This is a genomic window from Bartonella vaga, assembly GCF_037070895.1.
Lineage (GTDB): Bacteria > Pseudomonadota > Alphaproteobacteria > Rhizobiales > Rhizobiaceae > Bartonella.
On record NZ_JAYMZK010000007.1, the window covers coordinates 1 to 22,441 of the forward strand.

Annotated in this window: 14 protein-coding genes; 5 read left to right on the forward strand and 9 right to left on the reverse strand. The window is 36.9% G+C overall.

Annotation, left to right across the window (positions count from 1 at the left end; translation table 11 throughout):
• Positions 1-278: 278 nt before the first annotated feature.
• Positions 279-2,069 carry an aspartate--tRNA ligase gene (gene aspS / locus WCP76_RS05040; RefSeq protein ID WP_336294597.1) on the reverse strand — a complete coding sequence of 597 codons (1,791 nt, stop codon included), beginning with the start codon at positions 2,067-2,069 and terminating at the stop codon, positions 279-281.
• 132 nt (positions 2,070-2,201) lie between these two features.
• On the opposite strand from aspS, the gene rnd reads away from it, so the two are divergent.
• Positions 2,202-3,356 carry a ribonuclease D gene (gene rnd, locus WCP76_RS05045; protein WP_336294598.1) on the forward strand — a complete coding sequence of 385 codons (1,155 nt, stop codon included), beginning with the start codon at positions 2,202-2,204 and terminating at the stop codon, positions 3,354-3,356.
• Positions 3,357-3,592: 236 nt separating this feature from the next.
• Here the strand turns inward: rnd and WCP76_RS05050 are convergent, their stop codons facing one another.
• Together WCP76_RS05050 and WCP76_RS05055 are read right to left on the reverse strand one after the other, a co-directional pair.
• Positions 3,593-5,104: a Ppx/GppA family phosphatase gene (locus tag WCP76_RS05050; protein ID WP_336294599.1), complete on the reverse strand. Its 1,512-nt coding sequence runs from the start codon at positions 5,102-5,104 to the stop codon at positions 3,593-3,595.
• A 6-nt stretch (positions 5,105-5,110) separates the two neighbouring features.
• Entirely contained in the window at positions 5,111-7,291 is a 2,181-nt protein-coding gene (locus WCP76_RS05055) for an RNA degradosome polyphosphate kinase (RefSeq protein ID WP_336294600.1), read from the reverse strand.
• Positions 7,292-7,604: 313 nt separating this feature from the next.
• Here WCP76_RS05055 and WCP76_RS05060 point away from each other — a divergent pair, with 313 nt between their 5' ends.
• Both WCP76_RS05060 and WCP76_RS05065 read left to right on the forward strand, forming a co-directional pair.
• Positions 7,605-7,853 (forward strand): zinc-finger domain-containing protein, encoded by a 249-nt coding sequence (locus WCP76_RS05060; protein ID WP_336294601.1) that lies wholly within the window; start codon positions 7,605-7,607, stop codon positions 7,851-7,853.
• 33 nt (positions 7,854-7,886) lie between these two features.
• Positions 7,887-9,122, forward strand: coding sequence for an FAD-binding protein (locus WCP76_RS05065; protein ID WP_336294602.1), 1,236 nt, complete (start codon positions 7,887-7,889; stop codon positions 9,120-9,122).
• Between the two features lie 153 nt (positions 9,123-9,275).
• Here WCP76_RS05065 and dnaE read toward each other — a convergent pair whose 3' ends face one another.
• Positions 9,276-12,764 (reverse strand): DNA polymerase III subunit alpha, encoded by a 3,489-nt coding sequence (gene dnaE / locus WCP76_RS05070; protein WP_336294603.1) that lies wholly within the window; start codon positions 12,762-12,764, stop codon positions 9,276-9,278.
• 367 nt (positions 12,765-13,131) lie between these two features.
• On the opposite strand from dnaE, the gene recG reads away from it, so the two are divergent.
• Entirely contained in the window at positions 13,132-15,240 is a 2,109-nt protein-coding gene (gene recG / locus WCP76_RS05075) for an ATP-dependent DNA helicase RecG (protein ID WP_336294604.1), read from the forward strand.
• Positions 15,241-15,606: 366 nt separating this feature from the next.
• Here recG and glmS read toward each other — a convergent pair whose 3' ends face one another.
• The 5 genes from glmS to WCP76_RS05100 all read right to left on the reverse strand — a co-directional run bounded on the left by glmS (position 15,607) and on the right by WCP76_RS05100 (position 21,150).
• Positions 15,607-17,430 carry a glutamine--fructose-6-phosphate transaminase (isomerizing) gene (gene glmS, locus WCP76_RS05080; RefSeq protein WP_336294605.1) on the reverse strand — a complete coding sequence of 608 codons (1,824 nt, stop codon included), beginning with the start codon at positions 17,428-17,430 and terminating at the stop codon, positions 15,607-15,609.
• Between the two features lie 180 nt (positions 17,431-17,610).
• Positions 17,611-18,960, reverse strand: a complete 1,350-nt coding sequence (gene glmU, locus WCP76_RS05085) for a bifunctional UDP-N-acetylglucosamine diphosphorylase/glucosamine-1-phosphate N-acetyltransferase GlmU (protein WP_336294606.1) — start codon at positions 18,958-18,960, stop codon at positions 17,611-17,613.
• A 14-nt stretch (positions 18,961-18,974) separates the two neighbouring features.
• Positions 18,975-19,754, reverse strand: a complete 780-nt coding sequence (locus WCP76_RS05090) for a cytochrome c biogenesis CcdA family protein (protein ID WP_336294607.1) — start codon at positions 19,752-19,754, stop codon at positions 18,975-18,977.
• A 47-nt stretch (positions 19,755-19,801) separates the two neighbouring features.
• Positions 19,802-20,767 (reverse strand): RgsD C-terminal domain-containing protein, encoded by a 966-nt coding sequence (locus tag WCP76_RS05095; protein ID WP_336294656.1) that lies wholly within the window; start codon positions 20,765-20,767, stop codon positions 19,802-19,804.
• Positions 20,768-20,826: 59 nt separating this feature from the next.
• Positions 20,827-21,150, reverse strand: a complete 324-nt coding sequence (locus tag WCP76_RS05100; protein ID WP_336294608.1) for a HesB/IscA family protein — start codon at positions 21,148-21,150, stop codon at positions 20,827-20,829.
• An 86-nt stretch (positions 21,151-21,236) separates the two neighbouring features.
• Here WCP76_RS05100 and WCP76_RS05105 point away from each other — a divergent pair, with 86 nt between their 5' ends.
• The gene (locus tag WCP76_RS05105) at positions 21,237-22,433 is read left to right on the forward strand and encodes a deoxyguanosinetriphosphate triphosphohydrolase (protein ID WP_336294609.1); all 1,197 of its coding nucleotides are present in this window, start codon (positions 21,237-21,239) and stop codon (positions 22,431-22,433) included.
• Positions 22,434-22,441 lie beyond the last annotated feature (8 nt).

Here is a 22,441-nt window from a genome sequence, read left to right on the forward strand (position 1 = left end):
CCATATTGTATAGTAACTACATAATTATTTTGTATAATGATATTTCTCGAATCTTTAAAGCTTATAACTTATAAAATTTGTACAATCATAAAATGTTTATCAATATTGCATTGTTATTCTAAACACTAAATACATAATTTTTCTATAACCTTAAAGAACTGAAATGAAGCGTATACCTAAGCTTTGTATAAAAAACATATACACTAATGTAATTTCTTTAAACGCACTAAAGTCTTCACTGTAGATAGAAAAATTATAACATCCCACAATTAATTTTATTAACTATTTTTAGTGATAGGAGCCACTCGTATCCCTAAATCACGTAACTGAGTAGAAGAAACATCAGACGGAGCACTCATTAAAAGATCAAGCGCTTGCTGATTCATAGGAAATAAAGCAACCTCACGCAAATTTTTAACACCTTGCAAAAGCATAATAATACGATCAATACCGGCCGCCATACCGCCATGCGGTGGTGCTCCATAGTGAAATGCACGATAAAGAGCACCAAAACGATCTTCTACGACATCTCTAGAAAGACCTGCAAGATCAAAAACCTTAAGCATCATTTCTGGAGAGTGATTACGAATTCCACCCGATGCAATTTCATAACCATTACAAACAAGATCATACTGAAAAGCTTTAAGAGTGAGAGGATCTTGACAGTTAAGAGCATCTTCCCCACCCTGAGGTAAGGAAAAAGGATTATGTGCAAAATCAAGCTTTTTTTCATCTTCATTCCACTCAAAAAATGGGAAATCAACAATCCAAGCTAAAGAAAAACATTCTCGATCGACAAGGTTTAATTCTTCCCCTACCCGTGTACGCGCAGCTCCTACGAAAGATAAAAATTTCTTTGGATCTCCTGCCACAAAAAAACAAGCATCACCACTTTCAAGGTTAAGCTGCGTACGGATAGCTTCAGTTCTCTGCTCACCAATATTTTTAGCAATAGGACCTGCTCCTTCAAACTTTCCTTCTTCTTCACGCCAGAAAATATAACCGAGTCCTGGTTGCCCTTCACTTTGTGCCCATACATTCATACGATCACAAAAAGCACGGCTTCCACCTGTTTTAGCCGGAATAGCCCAGACCTGAGCATTTCCATCATTCGCTAAAATTTGGGAAAAAACTTTAAAACCAGAACCATAAAAATGCTTAGAGACATCTTCCATAATGATTGGGTTACGTAAATCAGGCTTGTCCGAGCCATATTTTCGCATTGCTTCATCATAGGAGATGCGAGGAAAGCTTTGAGTTACAGGTTTTCCATTTGCAAACTCTTCAAAAAGAGAACGCATAATGGACTCCATCGTTACAAGAACATCTTCCTGTTCAACAAAACTCATTTCAACATCTAATTGATAAAATTCTCCCGGAAGACGATCGGCCCGCGGATCTTCATCTCTAAAACATGGAGCAATTTGAAAATAACGATCAAAACCTGCCATCATCAACAACTGTTTGTACTGCTGAGGTGCCTGTGGCAACGCATAGAACTTACCCTGATGAATACGACTCGGAACCAAAAAGTCCCGCGCCCCTTCCGGTGACGATGCTGTCAAAAGCGGCGTAGTAAATTCTGTAAAACCATTATTTTGCATAGATTGTCTGATAGAATCAATAATTTTGGTACGACGCATTATATTTTTGTGCATAGTCTCGCGCCGTAAATCAAGAAAACGATATTTCAATCGAATGTCTTCTGGGTAATCAGGCTCTCCAAAAATGGGTAAAGGAAGCTCATCAGATTTCGAAAGAATTTCCACCTCTTTTGCAAAAATTTCAATTTCTCCAGTTGGAAGAGATGTATTAATAGCTTCATCAAAACGTGCACACACTTCTCCATCTACACGAATGACCCATTCAGAACGCACTTTTTCTATAATTTTAAAAGCTGCTGAAGCAGGATCAGCAACAATCTGCGTGATTCCAAAATGATCACGTAAATCTACAAAAAGGATTCCCCCATGATCACGAACACGATGAACCCACCCTGAAAGACGAACCTGTCTTCCTACATCACATCTACGAAGAGCAGCGCAATTATGACTGCGATAACGGTGCATAGTTTTTGCCTTTGATTATAATATTTCACATGCGTTAAAAACGCTTTTTAACACCCATTTGTCAAGAGATGACTAAAAAGACTCAAAAAAAAGTCAATCAAAGACAAATTTAATTTACTTGGCTATAATAGAATGATGAAACTTATTACACAAACAACAGATCTTGAAATTGCACTTAATGCTCTACGCTCTTCAAATTTTGTAACAGTTGATACTGAATTTATACGCAAGACAACTTTTTGGCCGCAACTGTGTTTAATCCAACTTGCATCACAAAATGTTACAATTTTAATTGATCCGATAGCACCGGATATTAATTTGCAACCATTTTTTGATTTAATGCTAGATAAAAAAATTGTTAAAGTATTTCACGCTGCACGCCAAGATATCGAAATCATTTATCATCTTGGAGGTATTATTCCTTTCCCTCTCTTCGACACTCAAATTGCCGGATCGCTTTGTGGATTTGGTGATTCTATATCCTATGATCAACTTGTACAACACTGCACAGGTCATCAACTTGATAAATCATCTCGTTTTACAGATTGGAGCCATAGGCCTCTTTCTAAAAAACAATTGCTCTACGCAATTTCCGATGTAACTTATCTAAGAGATGTTTATCTCTTATTAAAGAAACAGCTAGAAGAAAACAAACGCACACATTGGATGGATGACGAAATCGCAATCCTTTTAGCGCCTAAAACCTATGATATACCGGAAGATGAAGCATGGAAAAAAGTAAAAGGAAAAGTCAAAAAAACACGTGAACTCGCCGTATTACAAAAAATAGCAGCTTGGCGTGAACGTGAAGCACGAAGACATAATATCCCACGTCGTCATATCATGAAAGATGAATGTCTTATCGAAATAGCAACCCAACAACCAAAAGATGAATCTGCATTAAAATGTTTGCGTGGTTTGAACAGAAACTGGTATCAATCTTCAATCACTCAAACATTAATCCAAGCTATCCACGAAGGTTTAGAAACTGATCTTACTACTTTACCTACTCTCCCTAAACATAATCCACTTAATGATACATCTTCTGCTGCTATCGACCTTCTCAAAGTGCTATTAAAACTTATAGCAAACGAAAACGGTATTGCACCTAAAATTATTGCAACTTCCAGTGACTTAGAAAAAATAGCAAATGGATGTGTAAAGAAAAATATCCCCGTTATGAATGGTTGGCGCTATGAAATATTTGGTCAAAAAGCTGAACAAATGCTCAATGGGAAGATAGGATTTTATTTTAACAACGGAAAAATAACCACAAAAAAACTTTAATTTACAAAAAGGTTTCAACCAGCTACATTCTAAAACTACTACAAAAAATCTTCTAGAAAAATTATCTTCTTTATTTTTAAAGTATTACGAGCTTATCTTGATAAGTTAATTTTACTTTAAAATGCAGAGGATCTTTGGACGAACTTTAAATACTCTTTTTACGGAAGAATCCGTTAGATTAACCATCTCCTGGACTAACCGGAAACTACTTCATAGCCTGCATGAAAAGGAAAAAATCAGAAAATTTCAAAAGAGAGAGATAGTTTTACTATTTTTGATAATTTCTTCAACCGCCCAATGGGACATTCTCCTAATAAATCAGCGTAACGTCTCGGAATGTACAATACAACATGATCTGTTTTTTTTCTCCATGATAAGTAAGGTAAAACTCCTGCGGTAGAAGCACTAAAAAGATTAGCAATACGCATAACTTCACCTAGAATGCGTGCTTTTTTAATTATCCTCTTGGTGGCTAATTGAAAAATGGGCAAAGATTCTTTATCAATCTGCAAACTTGTATGACGAAAGAAAACAGCGAGCGCAACATAAATACGGCCTTCATGAGAAATTCCCGGATAAGACCCTAGTGCTATCTGATTAGCAGCCTCATTGCCTCGATAATCTGAATGTATGCGCCAACCAATATCTGCAAGAAGACAGGCGGCTTTACGGTAACGGCATTCATTTTCGGTTTCTGAAATTCCAAAAGTTTCAAAGGCATTCGTCGTAAAATCAATAAGTTCTTCTGCCTGCTTTGGTGAACGTGCTTGTAAAATAGCCATTTCCGTACATGCAGCTATTAACGGATCTGAAACACGGATCTCTTGCAGCAATCGTGAATAAAGAAAACCTTCACGAACTCCAGCGCCAGAAAATATTATCTTTTCAAATCCCATATACTGAATAAGCTCAATAAGAACTATCGCCCCATAAGACAAAAGTTGACGACGATTTTGTGAAACAGCGGAAATCCCTTTCATTTCATCAACACTGCCACTTGCTACAAGACGCAAAAAACCTTCCATCTCGATTGCATCAACTTCATAGCCGTGCATAACAGGTAATCTATAACATTTGGTTGCCATGTGGAGTTTTGCCAAATTACGCCATGTCCCACCTACTGCATAAAAATGACGCGCCATGCCTTTACAAACGATAGCAGATTTGTGAAACTGCTCATTTGTAATTTTTACAGCCTCCTCAAGATTATTATTTGACATATACTGTAGCTGTAAACTACCTAACGGTAAAGTTATCCCCTTTCCTACATCGGAATTATTAATATTAGTAAGCTCAAGACTTCCACCACCAAGATCTCCAGAAATTCCCTTGGGTTTGTAAAAGGTAGAAATAACTCCATATGCTGAATAAACAGCCTCTTCGCTCCCTGAAAGAAGATATATTTTATTTTGCAAGATATTTTCAGCATCTTGAATAAATTCTAATCCGTTTTTTGCTTCTCGCGCTGCTGCTGTTGCTAGAGTATAGATCTCATCTGCTCCAATCTGGAGACAAAGTGTACGAAACCGTTTTAGTGTTTGCAGCGCCATTTTTATTGATTTTTCTTCTAAAAATCCAGTTTTTGCAACGCTTTGACCAAGACCGCAGAGAACTTTTTCATTAAATAAAACCGTTGGTGAACGAACAAGAGCTTCGTAAATAACAAGCCGAACAGAATTTGAGCCAATATCAATAACAGCGACAGGCTTGCACCCTTTCCGCCAACTCTGAGCATCTATATATGTCATTAGATTTTAATTTGTCTGCACTTCAGCGTGCTGCCGATGCAATGCAACCAAACGCAAAGCTGAAGACTCAAAAAATTGTTCCCACCCCGAAAGATCTGAATTGGCCATAAAGTATTCCTGAGCATTAAATGGACTTTCACCTTTTTGCGATGTTACACGTTTTGACGTTCCGTCATTTAGTACATAAAAGCTTTGTTTATTATCAATAATATTAGCCAGCATAATCTGTAAAAGAATCTGCTTACGAATTGCTTTATTAAAAATTGGCACCAATATTTCAACACGATAATCCAAATTACGGGGCATCATATCGGCAGATCCCAAATACACAAGTGCTTTTTCACTCGGTAAATCTTCACCATTGCCAAAACAAAAAATGCGGCTATGTTCAAGAAAACGTCCTACAATTGATTTTGCCCGAATATTATCCGAAAGCCCAGGAATACCAGGCCGTAAACAGCATATACCTCGCACAACAAGATCAATCTGCACTCCTACTTGACTGGCACGGTATAAGGCATCAATAATTTCGGGATCAACCAATGCGTTAACTTTCATCCAAATAGCAGCAAATCGTCCTTGTTGCGCATTAGCAATTTCTCCTTCGATATGCTTAAGAATACGATTACGCAACGTTAGAGGTGAAAAAGCAATCTTCATTTCTTCATTAGGCCGTTCATATTGAGTAATATAATTGAACAATAACGCAACATCATGACCAATATCATCATCAGTGGTAAAAAAAGAAAGATCGGTATAAATCTTAGCATTAACCGGATGATAATTTCCAGTTCCTAGATGTATATAAGAGCAAAGGCGTTTTCCTTCACGCCTTATGATGAGTGACATCTTAGCGTGTGTTTTTAATGCAATAAAACCAAAAACAACTTGAACGCCTGCACGCTCAAGATCACGTGCCCAGCGAATATTAGCCTCCTCATCAAAACGTGCTTTAAGTTCTACCAAAGCAGTCACAGATTTTCCCTGTTCAGCAGCATCAATCAAAGCGCTAACAATTGGACTATCATTCGACGTGCGATAAAGAGTTTGTTTGATTTCCACAACGCTAGGATCGCTGGCAGCCTGACGTAAAAATTGTACAACAACATCAAATGATTCATAAGGATGGTGAATCACCATATCATTTTCACGAATAGCCGCAAAACAATCACCATTATGTTTACGAATAATTTCAGGAAAACGAGGATTATAAGGAATAAATTTTAAGTCATCACGTGGAACAGAAACAATCTCTGAGATCATACTAAGTGCTAAAAAACCATCGAGAACATTGATACAATTATCAGGAACAGCAAGACCACTCGTTATGCATTTTCGTAAATTTTCTGGCATTTTTGCTTCAAATTCAATTCGAATGACCTGTCCACGACGGCGTCTTTTAAGAGCAGTTTCAAAAAAATGAACAAGATCTTCGGCCTCTTCTCCTACTGCAATATCACTATCACGAATCACCCTAAATGTCCCAATTCCATCAATTTCAAAACTAGGGAATACATGACTCATAAAAAAGCAAATAACATCCTCAGATGTAATAAAACGAAAATTATTATCTTCTCGAGGAAGAAGAATAAAACGACTTAAGTCCTTTGGAACCGGCAATAACACTGTAATAAACTGTTGATCAACATACCGAGATAATTGAAGAGCAATAGAAAGTCCCAGGTTAGGAATAAATGGAAAAGAATGCGAGGAATTAATAGGTAAAGGTTTTAGAACAGGAAAAACTGTATCAAGAAAATATTTTTCTAGCCACGATTTTTCAACTTCTGAAAGCTCGTCAGGAGAAATAATTTCAATATTATTCTGTTTTAATTCGTGACGTAAAATTTTTAATTCTCGTAGTTGATCAGCCTGCAAATGTGAAGCCTCAGATAACACAAAATCAAGCTGCTCCTGCGGTGTACGCCCATCTGCACTACACGCTGTAACCCCAGAACGAATTTGAGCAGCTAGGCCAGCGACACGAACCATAAAAAACTCATCAAGATTTGTTGCTGAAATTGAAAGAAACTGTAGCCGTTCTAGTAAAGGATGCTTCGGATTAGAAGCTTCCATCAACACACGAGTATTAAACTGCAGCCATGAAAACTCTCTATTAATAAAGCGTATCGGACTTTCCATTGTTATATCCGCTATAGAACTTCGATCTGCTACCTTCTTTTTCATATACTTCAGCTAAACTTCCTTTTTATCTTTCTAAGATCTTTATAGATAAATATCTCACAAAACGTTTTACGATATATTACCGCAATAATAACATAATCAATGATCACTTTGTTACCTTACTTACAGTTTAATATTTAAACCGTTCCTACACGCAAAGTGCTAAAAATATGAGACCTATCCTTTAATACACAAAAATAGTTAGTTTGTCTTTAAAAGCACCTTGCATTATTATAAGCTTTATTACAAACTAATGCATAGACATAGAGAACTAAAATCATACCTGGTTGTGTAATTTATCCGGAGTCTATAAACCATGGCTAATCACGATATTCCCCATTTCCAAAACGACCTTGGATGTAAAACAATCGAAATTGGTGTAAAAGAATTTATGTGTGTTGGTGCTACACATCCATTTGATCATCCCCATATTTTTATTGACATGGGATCAGCTGATGAAAAAATTTGCCCTTATTGCTCAACACTTTATCGCTATGTTTCTTCTCTATCTCACAATCAAACAAATCCTGAAGGATGCTCATATCAGCTAAATAATTCCTTATAATGCGTTTTCGGCTTTTTCAATATGAAGTGGCCTATGGATCAATCGCTAATCATTGTTGGAGGAGGTATTGCAGGCTTAAGCACTGCTTTGGCACTTGCTCATAAGGGAATTGCCAGTACCATTATCGAAAAATGTAAACAACTTGATACTGTAGGGGCTGGTATCCAGCTCACCCCGAATGCAACCTGTATCCTTTCTCGTTGGGGAATCCTTGACAAACTTACTGAAGTAGGTACGATACCACGCTTCCTTGAATTAAAAGATGGGATATCTTTAAAAACACGGTTGCGTGCTGACCTCACCAGTTTATCGGAAAAAAATTGGAAAGCTCCTTATATTGCGATTCACCGTTCTGATTTACAAAAAGTTTTATATAACGCTGTTATTGAAAATCCTTTTATAAAATACATTGCAGGTGAAACTGTTGTATTGTCTACCCAAACAACGACTAATAGCATTAATATAAAAACAAAAAAAACCGATTCATCAATTGAAACACAACAAAAGTTTTATTCAACGTCTCTCCTTATTGGATGCGATGGAGTTTGGTCTACATTACGGAAATTAGCTCCTTTTCATGAAAGGGCAGATTTCAGTGGCTTTATTGCTTGGCGTGCGACAATAGAACTTGAAAATCTTCCTCAAGGCTTTCGTTCTCTATTGCAAAACATGAAAACAATTACTGCCTGGATGGGACCTAAAAATCATCTTATTGTATATCCCATTCAATTATCAAAAAAAATGTTTAATTTTGTAGCCATTACTTATGAAAAAAATTCAACAGAAGAGTGGACATATAAAGAAAATTTAAAATCTATTTTTAAGGATTGGAATCTGAAAATTTTGCAACTCTTTGATTATATTGATGAATGGAGCTATTGGCCAATCTTTCAAATGAAAAAGAATCGTTTTTTAGGCTTAGGGAGACAAGTATTTGTTGGTGATTGTGCTCACGCAACCTTACCCTTTGCAGCACAAGGTGCTGCTATGGCAATAGAAGATGCCGCTACATTAGCAGAAACACTCTCTCTTAATATTTCATTAACTCAAGCTCTTGCTCTTTACGAAAAAATACGCACCCCCAGGATTACAGCAGTAAGAAAACGCGGAAATTTTAATAAACTAGCCTATCATGCAACTGGACCTATAGCAATTGCACGTAATGTCATTATGAAAATTCGTACACCGGAAAGTATCATGTCTAACCTTAATTGGCTTTATATGTATGACGCTATGAACATAACGCAAATGTATAGTAAAAACTTATAAAATTTCCTAATAATTCTATATGCATGTGGGTGAAGAAGGCGTTTTTTTATTTTACTACGCTAGAAGTCTTTCATAATTTATCGCAAACAAAACCGAGAAATTTCGGAATTCACAATGCGATTCAAAGCAAGCGAGTATCTTAAAACTCTTTATTTAGATCAATTCCACATCAACAACACCATGAATCGATTTCATAGCACTCGCTACACGTGAATTGACCTGATATCGCCCTCGAAGGGTAATTTCAACTTCCCGTGCCTCATCCTCTTGAATAAGAATAAGACCTATTTCTCCATTCCCTTCAGGGTTTAAATTTTGCTCAATTTGTGGAAGCATATCAACTGTTTTTATAAAAAGGCGCATCATTTTATGACAATGTAACGCCTCTTTTTCCAAAGATTGAAGCGTCTCAAGTCGTAAACTAATACCTTCAGAGCGATTTTCTGCACTCACTGTAATGATAAAAGATTTTCCAGGTTCTAATATCTCTTCATAATCTGAAAGTACCTCGGAAAATAGAACTGTCTCATACTGCCCAGTTGTATCAGAAAAATGAATAATCCCCATTTTCTTTCCAGATCTTGTTTTGCGCACTTTTTTTGCCACAACAGTTCCAGCAAGCCTAGCAGCAGTTGCTCCTCCTTTAACCGAATTAGCAAAATTAGCCCAAGTCTGTACCCGTTTTTTAGAAAGAATAGCTTGATACTCATCCAGGGGATGAGCAGAAAAGTAAAAACCTATTGCCTGAAATTCTCGATAAAGTTTTTCATCCGGATACCAAGGAGATGTTTGTGATAGAATCAAGGGTTCTTTTAATCCATCCGTCATTCCAAATATATCAATCTGTCCGCTAGAATTGTTATCAAAACTACGCAGTGCGCGGGCATGAAGAGTTTCAAGATTTGCCAATAAAATCTCACGTGAAATATTAAAGCAATCAAAGGCACCTGCACAAATCAAACTTTCCATCGCACGTTTATTAACAATATGAGGATCAATGCGTTCACAAAAATCTTCCAGATCCTTAAAAAGTTTATTCCCACGACAAGCCACAATATGATCAACGACCGCTTCACCTACACCTTTGATAGCAGCAAGAGAATAATAAATACAATCATCACCAACCTCAAAAATACGGTGTGATGTCTGTACACAAGGTGCAATAACTTTAATGCCCAACCTTAATGCTTCACGCCGAAAATCATTTAACTTATCCGTATTCGTCATATCATACGTCATTGAAGCAGCTAAAAACTGAACTGGATGATGTGCTTTCATATAAGCTGTCTGATAAGAAACAATAGCGTAAGCAGCAGCGTGCGACTTATTAAAACCGTAATCTGCAAATTTTGCCAAAAGATCAAAAATAATTTCAGCCTGATCCTTGTCAACACCGCCAGCAACAGCTCCATCCACAAAGCGTGCACGTTGTTTTTGCATCTCTTTGTGAATCTTTTTACCCATAGCGCGACGTAATAAATCCGCTTCACCAAGCGAATAACCAGAAAGCACCTGAGCAATTTGCATAACCTGCTCCTGATAGACAATAACACCTTGGGTTTCTTTAACTAAGTGATCTATTTTAGGATGAATAGACGCAATTTCCTCTTTCCCATGTTTACGTGCGTTATATGTTGGAATATTCTCCATCGGACCAGGACGATAAAGCGCGACAAGAGCAATAATATCTTCAATACGATCTGGCTTCATCCCAATCAGTGCTTTACGCATACCAGAACTTTCAACTTGAAACACGCCAACCGTTTCACCGCGTGCCATCATAGCATAGGTCATTTCATCATTCAGAGAGATATTAGATAAATCTATTTTGATACCCTTTCGTGCAACAAAATCTACCGCCATTTTCAAAACAGTAAGCGTCTTTAATCCAAGAAAATCAAATTTTACCAACCCAGCTTGTTCAACATATTTCATGTTAAATTGTGTAACAGGTATGTCCGAGCGAGGATCACGATACATCGGTACAAGCTCTGAAAGTGGCCTATCACCGATAACAATCCCTGCAGCATGAGTTGATGCATGACGATAAAGACCCTCTAGCTGAAGCGCTATATCTAATGTCCGTCCAATTAGAGGATCTCTTTTTTTTTCTTCCTCAAATTTAGGTTCATCCTTAATAGCGTCAGCCAATTCAACTTGGCCCCCAGGCGTGGCAGGAACGAGTTTCGTTAGATAATCAACCTGGCGATAAGGAACTTCTAAGACACGCCCAACATCACGCAATACTGCACGTGCCTGCAACTTACCAAATGTAATAATTTGAGCGACTTGATCGCGACCATATTTTGTTTGAACATAATGAATAACTTCTTCGCGCCGCTCCTGACAAAAATCGATATCAAAATCCGGCATAGAAACACGATCCGGATTAAGAAAACGCTCAAAGAGAAGAGAAAAACGCAATGGATCAACATCGGTAATAGTCAAGGCATAAGCAACCAATGAACCAGCGCCAGAGCCACGCCCTGGACCAACGGGAATACCATGGATCTTTGCCCATTTTATGAAATCTGAAACGATAAGAAAGTAGCCAGAAAATTGCATGCGCGTAATAACTGAAACTTCATAATCAAGTCGCTGCTCATAATCTGCAACTGTATATCCCTCGGCCAATCCGATTGTCTCAAGGCGCATTTTTAAACCAGCCTTAGCTTGATTTAATAATTCAGTATCTTCTGCTTCTAAAGTAATGTTTGAAGCAATAGATTGCTCTATAAAACGAGGCAAAATTGGTTTTCGAATGGGTGTAGCAGTATGACAACGCAATGCAATTTCAACACTATTTTCGAGAGCTTCAGGTATATCAGAAAATAGTGCAACCATTTCATCTTGTGACTTTAAATAATGATCTGGCGTCACGCGTTTACGATCCGGATTAGAAACAATTTGCCCTTCCGCAACCGCCATCAGAACATCATGAGCTTCATAACCTTCCCTATTAAGAAAAAAAGCTTCATTGGTTGCAACAAGAGGAATTTCATGTGCATAAGCCAGTTCAATAAGTGCAAATTCTACTTTCCGATCATAAGAGGCATGCCGCTGTAATTCCACATAAAGACGATCACCAAAAATTTTTTTCAAATGAATCAAACGTTCAACAGCGCGTTCTTTTTTACCTTCTGCCAAAGAAAAATTAATAGGCCCTCCCGTGCCACCAGTTAAAGCAATTATTCCTTCACTGTGCGACAACAGCCAATCTATTTTAATATGAGGAGGATCATTATCACACTTATCGAGATAACCACGGCTAACAAGGCGAACCAAATGAGCATATCCAATTTCGCTAGCAGCTAACAAAACAATAGAAGAAAAATCAGGAGGATGATGCCATTTAGAAAAATGTGAACCATCATTTTTATCGCAAAAATCAACCCTGAGCTGGCATCCAATAATAGGTTGGATCCCATGCGAAAAACAATATTGCGAAAACTCCAAAGCACCGAATAAATTATTGGTATCTGTAATAGCAACTGCCGGTGTATTATCTGAAATCGTATGTTCAATAATTTGTGGAATTTTTAACGCCCCTTCAAGCAAGGAATAGGACGAGTGTACCCTCAAATGAATAAAGCGAAGGGGAGAGTTTTTTTTATACCGTATTTTACTTTTATCTTCTGCCACTCTTACAATTTCCTACTACAAAATAAATGTCAAATTGCAACCTTTATCTGTATTATAATAAAAAATACTCTAACTTAGCACCCTCCCCTCCGCATCTTAAAAATACATTCCAGCCTTATTTATAGGGACCCCCTCATCAAGAAAATAGCTCTAATCACATAAAATAAACACATACAAAGGAATAAATCATATAGAATATAGTTAATATTGAACTCTTTCTTGCACTCTTTTTATTGTATTAGCTCTTTAAGTATTTATTTTTTTTAAATGCAAAGCGTAAATAAAGAAACTCTCTTGTATATGACTTATCCCCAAAAAGCTCTTTCAAAGCACTAGAAAAAACAAAAAGAGCAAGCTAAATTTTCTTATGCCTCAAAGCTTGATTAGACCTCTTTTAAATTCTATCCGTACCCTTTCTTGGGTTACGCCTAAAATATATAGCTTACTGGCCAAAGTCTTAAACATTAATCCCACGCAATGTGAACCTACCTTTATTGATCTTCTTCAATTAATGCCTCACTCCGTTATAGACCGTAGAGCACGCCCCAGCATTGCTTATGCACAAGAAGGAAAAACCGTCACTCTTGAAATTGTTATAGACAAGCATCAACCACCATCAACTTGTCACAGCAGACTACCTTATAGAGTCATTGCACATGATCCAACAGGAAAAATAAATTTAGTATTTTTTCATGCACAAACTGCTTGGCTAAAAAAACAGTTGCCAGAAGGAAAAAAAGTTATCGTATCAGGTAAAGCTGAACGATTTAATGGACAACTTTCAATGGTGCATCCCGACCACATTACACTAAGTGAGCACTCTAATCAGATACCACTAATTGAGCCCATTTATCCCTCTACTGCTGGACTATCAGCAAAAATACTAAGGCGTGCAATAAGAAACGCTATTGAATGTGTCCCTCTCTTACCAGAATGGATAGAGGAAGATCTTAAAAAGAAACATAATTTTTCCTCCTTTTCTGTTGCATTACGCCGCATCCATGCTCCCATAGACCCCAATGATTTAGATTTAGAAAGTGCAGCACGCAAACGTCTAGCCTATGATGAACTACTCGCCAGCCAATTGGCCCTTGGACTAATGCGTTTGAAAACAAAATCTCTTTCTGGAACATCTCGTCCACAAAATGGAACTTACACTCAAAAATTGCTGGAAGTCTTTCCTTTTCAACTTACAAATGGGCAAACAAAAGCAATAGAAGAGATCGCCCATGATCTCGCTTCACCAGAACCCATGTTAAGGCTTCTACAAGGTGATGTAGGAACAGGAAAAACCATAGTTGCATTAATGGCAATAGCACAAATTGCCGAAAATTCAGGACAATCAGCTTTAATGACACCAACGGAATTACTTGCTCGACAACATTTTGCTACGATTGCACCTCTTGCCGAAAAAATTGGATTACAAACAGTTCTTTTAACGGGACGAGAAAAAGGAAAATTACGAACAAATATCTTAAGCAATATCTTATCAGGAAAAGCTTCTATTATCATCGGAACTCATGCTCTCATACAAAATAACGTCACCTATAATAATCTTGCTTTAGCCATTATCGATGAACAACATCGTTTTGGTGTACATCAACGTCTTGCCCTTACAGCAAAAGGACGTAAAGCTGATATGCTGGTAATGACTGCCACCCCCATCCCACGTACTTTAGTTTTGACAGCTTTTGGTGATATGGATATTTCTAAGATTACAGAAAAGCCAATTGGACAACAACCAATTACTACAGCAATGCTCCCCTTAAAACGCATTAGTAAACTTATAGAACGAATTGCAGTTGCATTGGAAAAAGGTGAAAAGCTCTACTGGGTCTGCCCTTTAGTAGAAGAATCTACAGCTCTTGAGCTGACTTCAATCGAAAGCCGTTTTGCATTTCTTCGCGAAAGGTTTGGAACACATGTTGGTATGATACACGGGAAAATGTCTACAAATGAAAAAGAAGTGGTTATGAACTCCTTTAAATCTGGAGACACAAATATTTTAGTAGCAACCACAGTCATTGAAGTGGGAGTAGATATTCCAGATGCTTCGATCATTATTATCGAACATGCAGAACATTTTGGTCTTTCACAATTACACCAACTGCGTGGACGTGTCGGACGAGGAGAAAAAAAATCTTTCTGTGTTCTGCTATATAAAGATCCTCTAACAAAAATGGCTGCAATGCGCCTTAATATTATACGCAATACAGACGATGGTTTTAAAATTGCTGAAGAAGATTGGCGTTTACGAGGAGAAGGTGAGCTTTTGGGCACACGACAATCTGGTATGCCTGAGTTTCGTATCGCAAACCTCGCAGCGCATAGTGATCTTTTGTTAATAGCAAGGAAAGATGCACGCATATTTTTACAAAATGATGCAGATTTTTCTTCAAAAAGAGGAGAAGCTTTACGCTTGCTGCTTCATCTTTTCGGTCACGATGACGTCACTCGGTTATTACGTGCAGGATAGTTATACTAAAATTTCAATAAACATTAATAATATACAGTAATTAAATATTATAAAACTTTAACATATCCAACGAAGTTCTGAATTTTTCAAAAAAAATAGTAATCTACCAGTGTCACTAACCACGTTCAATTAATAAATAAAAAGTGATCAAAATCTGCAGTTTGTCAAAAAGTTTTTATTTCACCAGTAAATTAAAGACAACTATTATTCAATAGTATCATATGAAACAAAACCTAAAAGCGTAAATGGTAAGGAATAAACACACAAACTTAAAATAGCGATTATAAATTACTTATTAAAAAAACAATTACAGTTAAAAACTATTTTTTTATCCGACACACAACCTCAAAGACACAAAATTATCTTTTACTCAACAGTAACTGATTTTGCCAAATTACGAGGTTGATCAACATCCGTTCCCAACAAAACAGCTGTATGATAAGCAATTAACTGAATAGGTAAAGCATAAATAATGGGTGCAATAAATTCTGGAATGTCTGGCAAAATAATAGTTGATAAAGTATCAAGAGAAACTGTTTCAGCTCCTTTTTTATCGGTTATAAAAATGATCCGGCCATTACGCGCTGCAACTTCTTGCATATTAGAAAAAGTCTTTTCAAACCATCTATCATAAGGTGCCACGATAATAACTGGTATTGTTTCATCCACCAGCGCAATTGGCCCATGCTTTAGCTCTCCTGCCGCATAACCTTCAGCATGAATATAAGAAAGTTCCTTTAATTTAAGCGCCCCCTCTAAAGCAATTGGGTAAGAAGTTCCACGCCCAAGATAAAGAACACCTTTTGCGTTTACTAAATTACGACAAATTTGTTCGATTTTGTTATCCAATTTTAAAACTTTACTTAAAATTCTTGGAATTTCTGCCAATTGCTTAACAAGAAGATGTTCTTCTCTCTCAGAAAGATATCCACGTTGCTTGGCGGCATCAAGAGCCATTGCGGCAAGTGTTGCCAACTGGCAGGTAAAAGCTTTTGTTGAGGCAACACCAATTTCTGAACCTGCTAATGTTGGTAAAACAAATTCAGCCTCCCTTGCCATTGTTGATTGCTCGACATTAACAACTGCCACAGTTTGTACGCCACTTTTACGACAGTAACGTAAAGATGCCAATGTATCAGCTGTTTCACCAGATTGAGAAACAAACATCGATAACATATCAGAAGTTATAGATGGTTCACGATAACGAAACTCTGAAGCGACATCGTTATCGACACTTAAAGCAGCAAAACGCTCAAACCAGTAACGTGCAACCAAGGTTGAATAATAAGCAGTTCCACAACTTGCAAAAAGTATTCGGTTAATTTTTTTCCAATCAATGAAACTTTTCAGTGGGCGAACTGTATAACTTCCAAGATCCAGATAATGCGCCAAATTACGAGAAATAACTTCATGTTGTTCAAATATCTCCTTGCGCATAAAATGGCGATGCTTTCCCTTAGAAACCAGTAAATTGCCTTCAAATAACATTACAACAGGACGTTTTACAGGTTGATTTTCTGCATCATAAATTGTTACGCCTTCTCGTGTAAGAACTGCTAAATCCCCGTCTTCCATATAACTGATACGATCTACAAACGGCGCCAAGGCTATCGCGTCTGATCCGACAAAAAACTCACCCTGCCCATAACCAATTGCTAGTGGAGGACCAGAACAAGCAGCAATCATAAGATTATCTTCACCTTCAAAAATAAGTACAATAGAAAAAGCTCCCTGCAATTTTTTCCAACTGCTCCATATTGCCTCTTGTGGAGAAAGACCTGTTCTTAATGCACGTGTAATTAAATGAGCAATAACTTCTGTATCAGTTTCTGTTTCAAAGCTATAACCATCTTCAATGAGTTCTTTTTGTAATTCCACAAAATTTTCAATAATGCCATTATGAACGATTGCAAGTCGTTCTGTTATATGAGGATGAGCATTCCGCTCTATAGCAACTCCATGAGTAGCCCAACGCGTATGACCAATCCCTAAATTTCCCTTTATAGGTGTTTTTTTTAATTTTTCTTCTAAATTAACAAGTTTTCCTTCAGCTCGCATGCGATAAAGACGCCCATTATGTACAGTTGCAATCCCAGATGAATCATATCCCCTATATTCAAGTCGTCTTAAACCATCAACCAAAGAAGATGATACACATCTATCTCCAAGAATTCCAATAATTCCACACATTAAAAAGCTCCAAAAAACATCTCAAATTTATATAATTCCATAAAGAAATCCAACTGCCTTCATTCAAGACTTTGAGTAATCACACAAATCTAATATGTTGTAGTTTGGCAATATTTTTAAATATGCCTCTTACACAATTACTAAATCAGCATAAAGCAAAGAAAATAGACTTAGAAATGATCACTTCTGCTTCTTATCCTTTGATAAACGTGCACGCAATTTTATTGCATAATCCTCTTTTATTACTTGTCGTGCACGCCCTAAAGCTAAACTATTCATTGGAACATCTGCAGTGATAACACTGCCAGAAGCAATATAAGAGCCATTTCCTATAACCACTGGAGAAACCAATGCTGAATGCGATCCTATAAAAGTATCATCACCAATTACGGTATTGTATTTATTAAATCCATCATAATTGCAAGTAATCGTACCAGCTCCAATATTAGTACGTGCACCAATTTTTGTATCACCAATATAGCTCAAATGATTAATCTTGGAAAATGCACCTATTTTAGCTTTTTTGACTTCACAGAAATTTCCAATCTTTACTGATTGGGCTAACTCTGTTCCAGGTCGCAGACGCGCATAAGGACCGATTTGTGCATCTTGACCAATCACAGTGCCTTCCAAATAACTAAATGCATGGATAACTGCACCAGATTGTACTTTTACGCCCAACCCAAAATAAACATTTGGCTCAATTAGCACCCCTGGTTCAATTTCTGTATCATAGGAAAAATAGACACTTTCTGGGTTAAGTATTGTAACACCAGACAACATCAAATCACGTGCTTTACGCTTTTGCCATAAAGAATTAACCTCACAAAGCTCAAAACAATTATTAATGCCTATAATATTACTAAAAGGCACTTCAACAATTCGAACATCTAATCTTTCATCTGAGGCAAGAGAAATAATATTTGTTAAGTAATATTCCTTCTTCGAATTATTATTATCAATCTTGTTTAAAAGAGAAAGCGCATGCTTTCCATTAATGGCAAGTATCCCACCATTGCAAAAAGAAATCTTTTTTTCTTCATCGCTCGCATCACTTTCTTCTACAATTGCAACCAATTTACCATTTTTTTCGACAAGACGCCCATATCCCGTTGGATTTTTTGCATAAAAACCGGCAACAACAATATCTGCCCCAGAAGAAAGTTGAGCACGCATCTTTAGTAATGAATCTCTATCAATCAAAGGGGTGTCACCAAAAACAATGAGAATATCATCTACCCCTTTTTGCAATGCTTTACGAGCAGCTAAAACAGCATGAGCAGTTCCTAGACGTTCTTTTTGTTCAAAAATCATCGCATTTTTTACAAATGATTGAACAACTTCAGTGACATCATTCGCACCAAACCCAACAATTACTGCCAATTGCGAAGAATCCATAAGCTCTATTTGTTTTATGACATGGCACACAAGCGGTAAGCCAGCAATTTTATGAAGGACCTTAGGGAGAGAAGAATTCATACGCGTTCCCTCACCTGCTGCAAGAATAATAGAAAGACAACTTCTAACCATAAAAACACATCGACTTAACGAAAAAAGCCCATAATATCATACCAACCAATGGCTTCAATATTACTCAACGAAGGATAAGTTTCCAAAAGCCAAAATGAAATATTTTGCATAGAGTCTGTTAAAAATAAAAGCCCTGTAATAACTAAAAAAACACCAATGAGCTTCTCGACTTTTCCTAAATATTTTCGAAAACTTCCAAAAAATTTCATAAAGCGGCTTGAAAATAAAGCTGCAAAAACAAAAGGTACCCCAAGACCTAATGCATAAATTCCTAAAAGAAAGGCACCTTCAACCACCGTTTCTTTTGTTCCAGCAAGCGTTATAACTGGCCCCAGGATTGGACCGATACATGGCGTCCAGCCAAATGCAAAAGCTAAACCAATAATATACGCCCCTAAAGGCCCGGAAGGTATTTTGTGCGTTTGAAATCGCACATCACGAAATAAAAAACCAAGCCTAACAAGACCCAAAAAATTTAAACCAAAAATAATAATAATAACTCCAGCAATAACAACAAACCAATCGCGATAATAACCGATAAATCTACCTACTGTGCTTGCACTAGCACCTATAGCAACAAAAACAGTCGTAAAACCAAAAACAAAAGCAAAAACAGAAGTTAAAAGAGCTAAACGTACAGACAGTCTTCCCTTATGTCCTTCTGAACGAAAGTCATTAATCTCAATCCCTGCCATATAGCACAAGTAAGGAGGCACTAATGGCAAAACACATGGGGATAAAAAAGATAATGCACCAGCAAAAAATACACTTACCGTTGAAATTTCCATAACCAAAACTTTATCCTTATTTTCAATGTAAAATTATGCTTACAAAAAGACCATTAATTTGTTGTTTCATACCTGTGTTGCATATTTGCCACTACACTTATATCTTCGTCATGCCCGGAAACAACGGAAAAAAATTTTTGGTAAATTTGATCTTTATTTTTAGCAATCGCAATATATTCACCTTCAGCTAACACAAACGAAACATAAGCACCAACCGTTTCATAAACTATATCACCAGAAGCATTGGTAATAGACCAACTCGTATCTGCAAGCGCTTCACCTCCTTCTTGTCTTACCAACTTTAATATGATTTGAGCAGCTTGATGTTCAAGAGTTACTTCTGTAATTTTACCCGCATCCACTTGGATATCGGAATGAACGATAGCATTAATAGAACCATAGTAAGAAGAAACATGATAACGGCCAGGTTTCAAACGTACAGTTGAGTGAGGTTTAATATTTGATAAAATTACACCACTATCATCAATTTCTTTTTCATCTTCATATATAGTGAAACGCAATTCCTTTTCATTGATTGTACCATTTAGCAGCATAGCATTTAAAATAACACCGCCAACATCAAGATTGAAATTTTTAACTAGGCTTTGCCCGCTTTTTAAACTTACTCGGTGTACCGCACTCGCATGACCAAATGAAACATGGACAAGATAACTCCCTGGTTCTAAATCGAAATGTGCACTACCACCTTCATAAGACTTAATTAATGGTAATTTATTATCAATCCCCAAAACAGGTGCATAAATCCGCCAGACGAGCCCTTTCGCAATATCTTCATCATCATTTTTTAATCGAGCATGCAATATAAGCTGAGCCTGAGTAACTAAATTTTCTTTTTCATTATCTTGAGATTTAAAAACAAAATCTGCTGATTGTTTTTGCTCATATTGAGAATTATGATCTTTCCTTTCTTCAGAAAGGACACAACTACTCCAAAGCAGCAAAGTAAACATTATGCATAAGCATAACCATTGATATAATATTTTTGTAAAAATACCCATCCTTGTATTGTTGACCAAAGCAATAATTTTTTCAATAAACAATATAACAAAATCAGCATTCAAATTGAAAAACTCACACCACAACCACACGATGAAACAGCATTAGGATTATGAATTTGAAAAGACTGTCCCATAAGGTCGTCAACAAAATCAATTTCAGCTCCTATCATAAAAGGAAGCGATAAAGAATCAATAAATACAATCGCTCCACCTTTTTTAAGAACAAGGTCATCTTCTTTACTTTCAGAAACTAAATCATATTTATAAGAAAAGCCAGAACACCCTCCACCTTCAACAGAAACACGTAATCCTATTTTATCGGGTTCATTCAAAAGTATCTGCGCAATTCGTTTAACAGCAGAATCTGAAATATTCACACTCATTCTATATATCCTTGCAATAAACTATAAAAAAAGGATATCCTAAACTAGAAAAAATCGCAATTTAAGACGATAATGGATGATTTGCAATGGATATGAGCAATATCAGTTATCAATCTCGAGCGGTCTATAGTGCCAATCCGCAAACAAGCCGTGGTAGATTATTTCATGAAACCACAAGTACTATACGATCACCTTTTCAACGAGATAGAGACCGCATTATTCATTCCAATGCATTCCGACGTCTTAAACATAAAACTCAAGTGTTTATTGCTGATGAAAGTGATCATTATCGTACTCGATTAACGCACTCCATAGAAGTTTCTCAAATCGCAAGAACATTAGCTCGTGCACTCTGTCTTGACGAAGACCTTGCCGAAGCTATTGCCCTTGTTCACGACTTTGGTCATACACCTTTCGGACATGCAGGAGAAGATGCCCTTAATGAAGCAATGACACCCTATGGGGGTTTTGATCATAATGCACAAGCATTACGCATTGTTACAAATCTGGAAAGGCGCTATGCAAATTTTGATGGACTTAACCTTACTTGGGAAACACTTGAAGGACTTGTTAAACATAACGGGCCTCTTATAGGTCCTTACGCAAATGGTAAAGATGTTCCTATCGATATTCTAAAACACAACGCAAAGCAGGATCTTGAGCTCAATTGCTTTGCTGGACTAGAAGCCCAATGTGCTTCTATTGCTGATGATATAGCTTATAATGCACACGATATTGATGACGGTTTACGTTCGCAATTTTTAACACTTGATCACTTCGAACATATTTCGTTAACCGCAACATTATTAAAAAATATAAAAAAAGAATATCCTCAACTCGATCAAACTAAACTTGGTTACGAACTGGTACGTAGACAAATAACGACTATGGTTGAAGATGTTATCAAACAATCACAAGAAAATTTGGCACGTATCAAACCAACAAGCATTAATGATGTGCACCACGCAGAACAAACTATTGTTGCCTTTTCGCCTGAAATGATCGTTTGCGAAAAAGAACTGAAAAACTTTTTGTTTAAAAATCTTTATTATCATGATCAAATTCTGAATCGCCGCAATGAGGCAAAATGCATTGTACAAAAATTATTCGATTGTTATTATGAGAATCCGAATACAATGCCTGAAAGTTGGCGTAGCAAAGCAGCTCATTTAACAAATCAGGAATTACCTCGTCTCATTTCTGACTTTCTGTCAGGTATGACCGATCACTATGCTCTACGTGAATACCACCGTTTATTTGACCACACAGATAATTTCGTTTAATTGCTTTT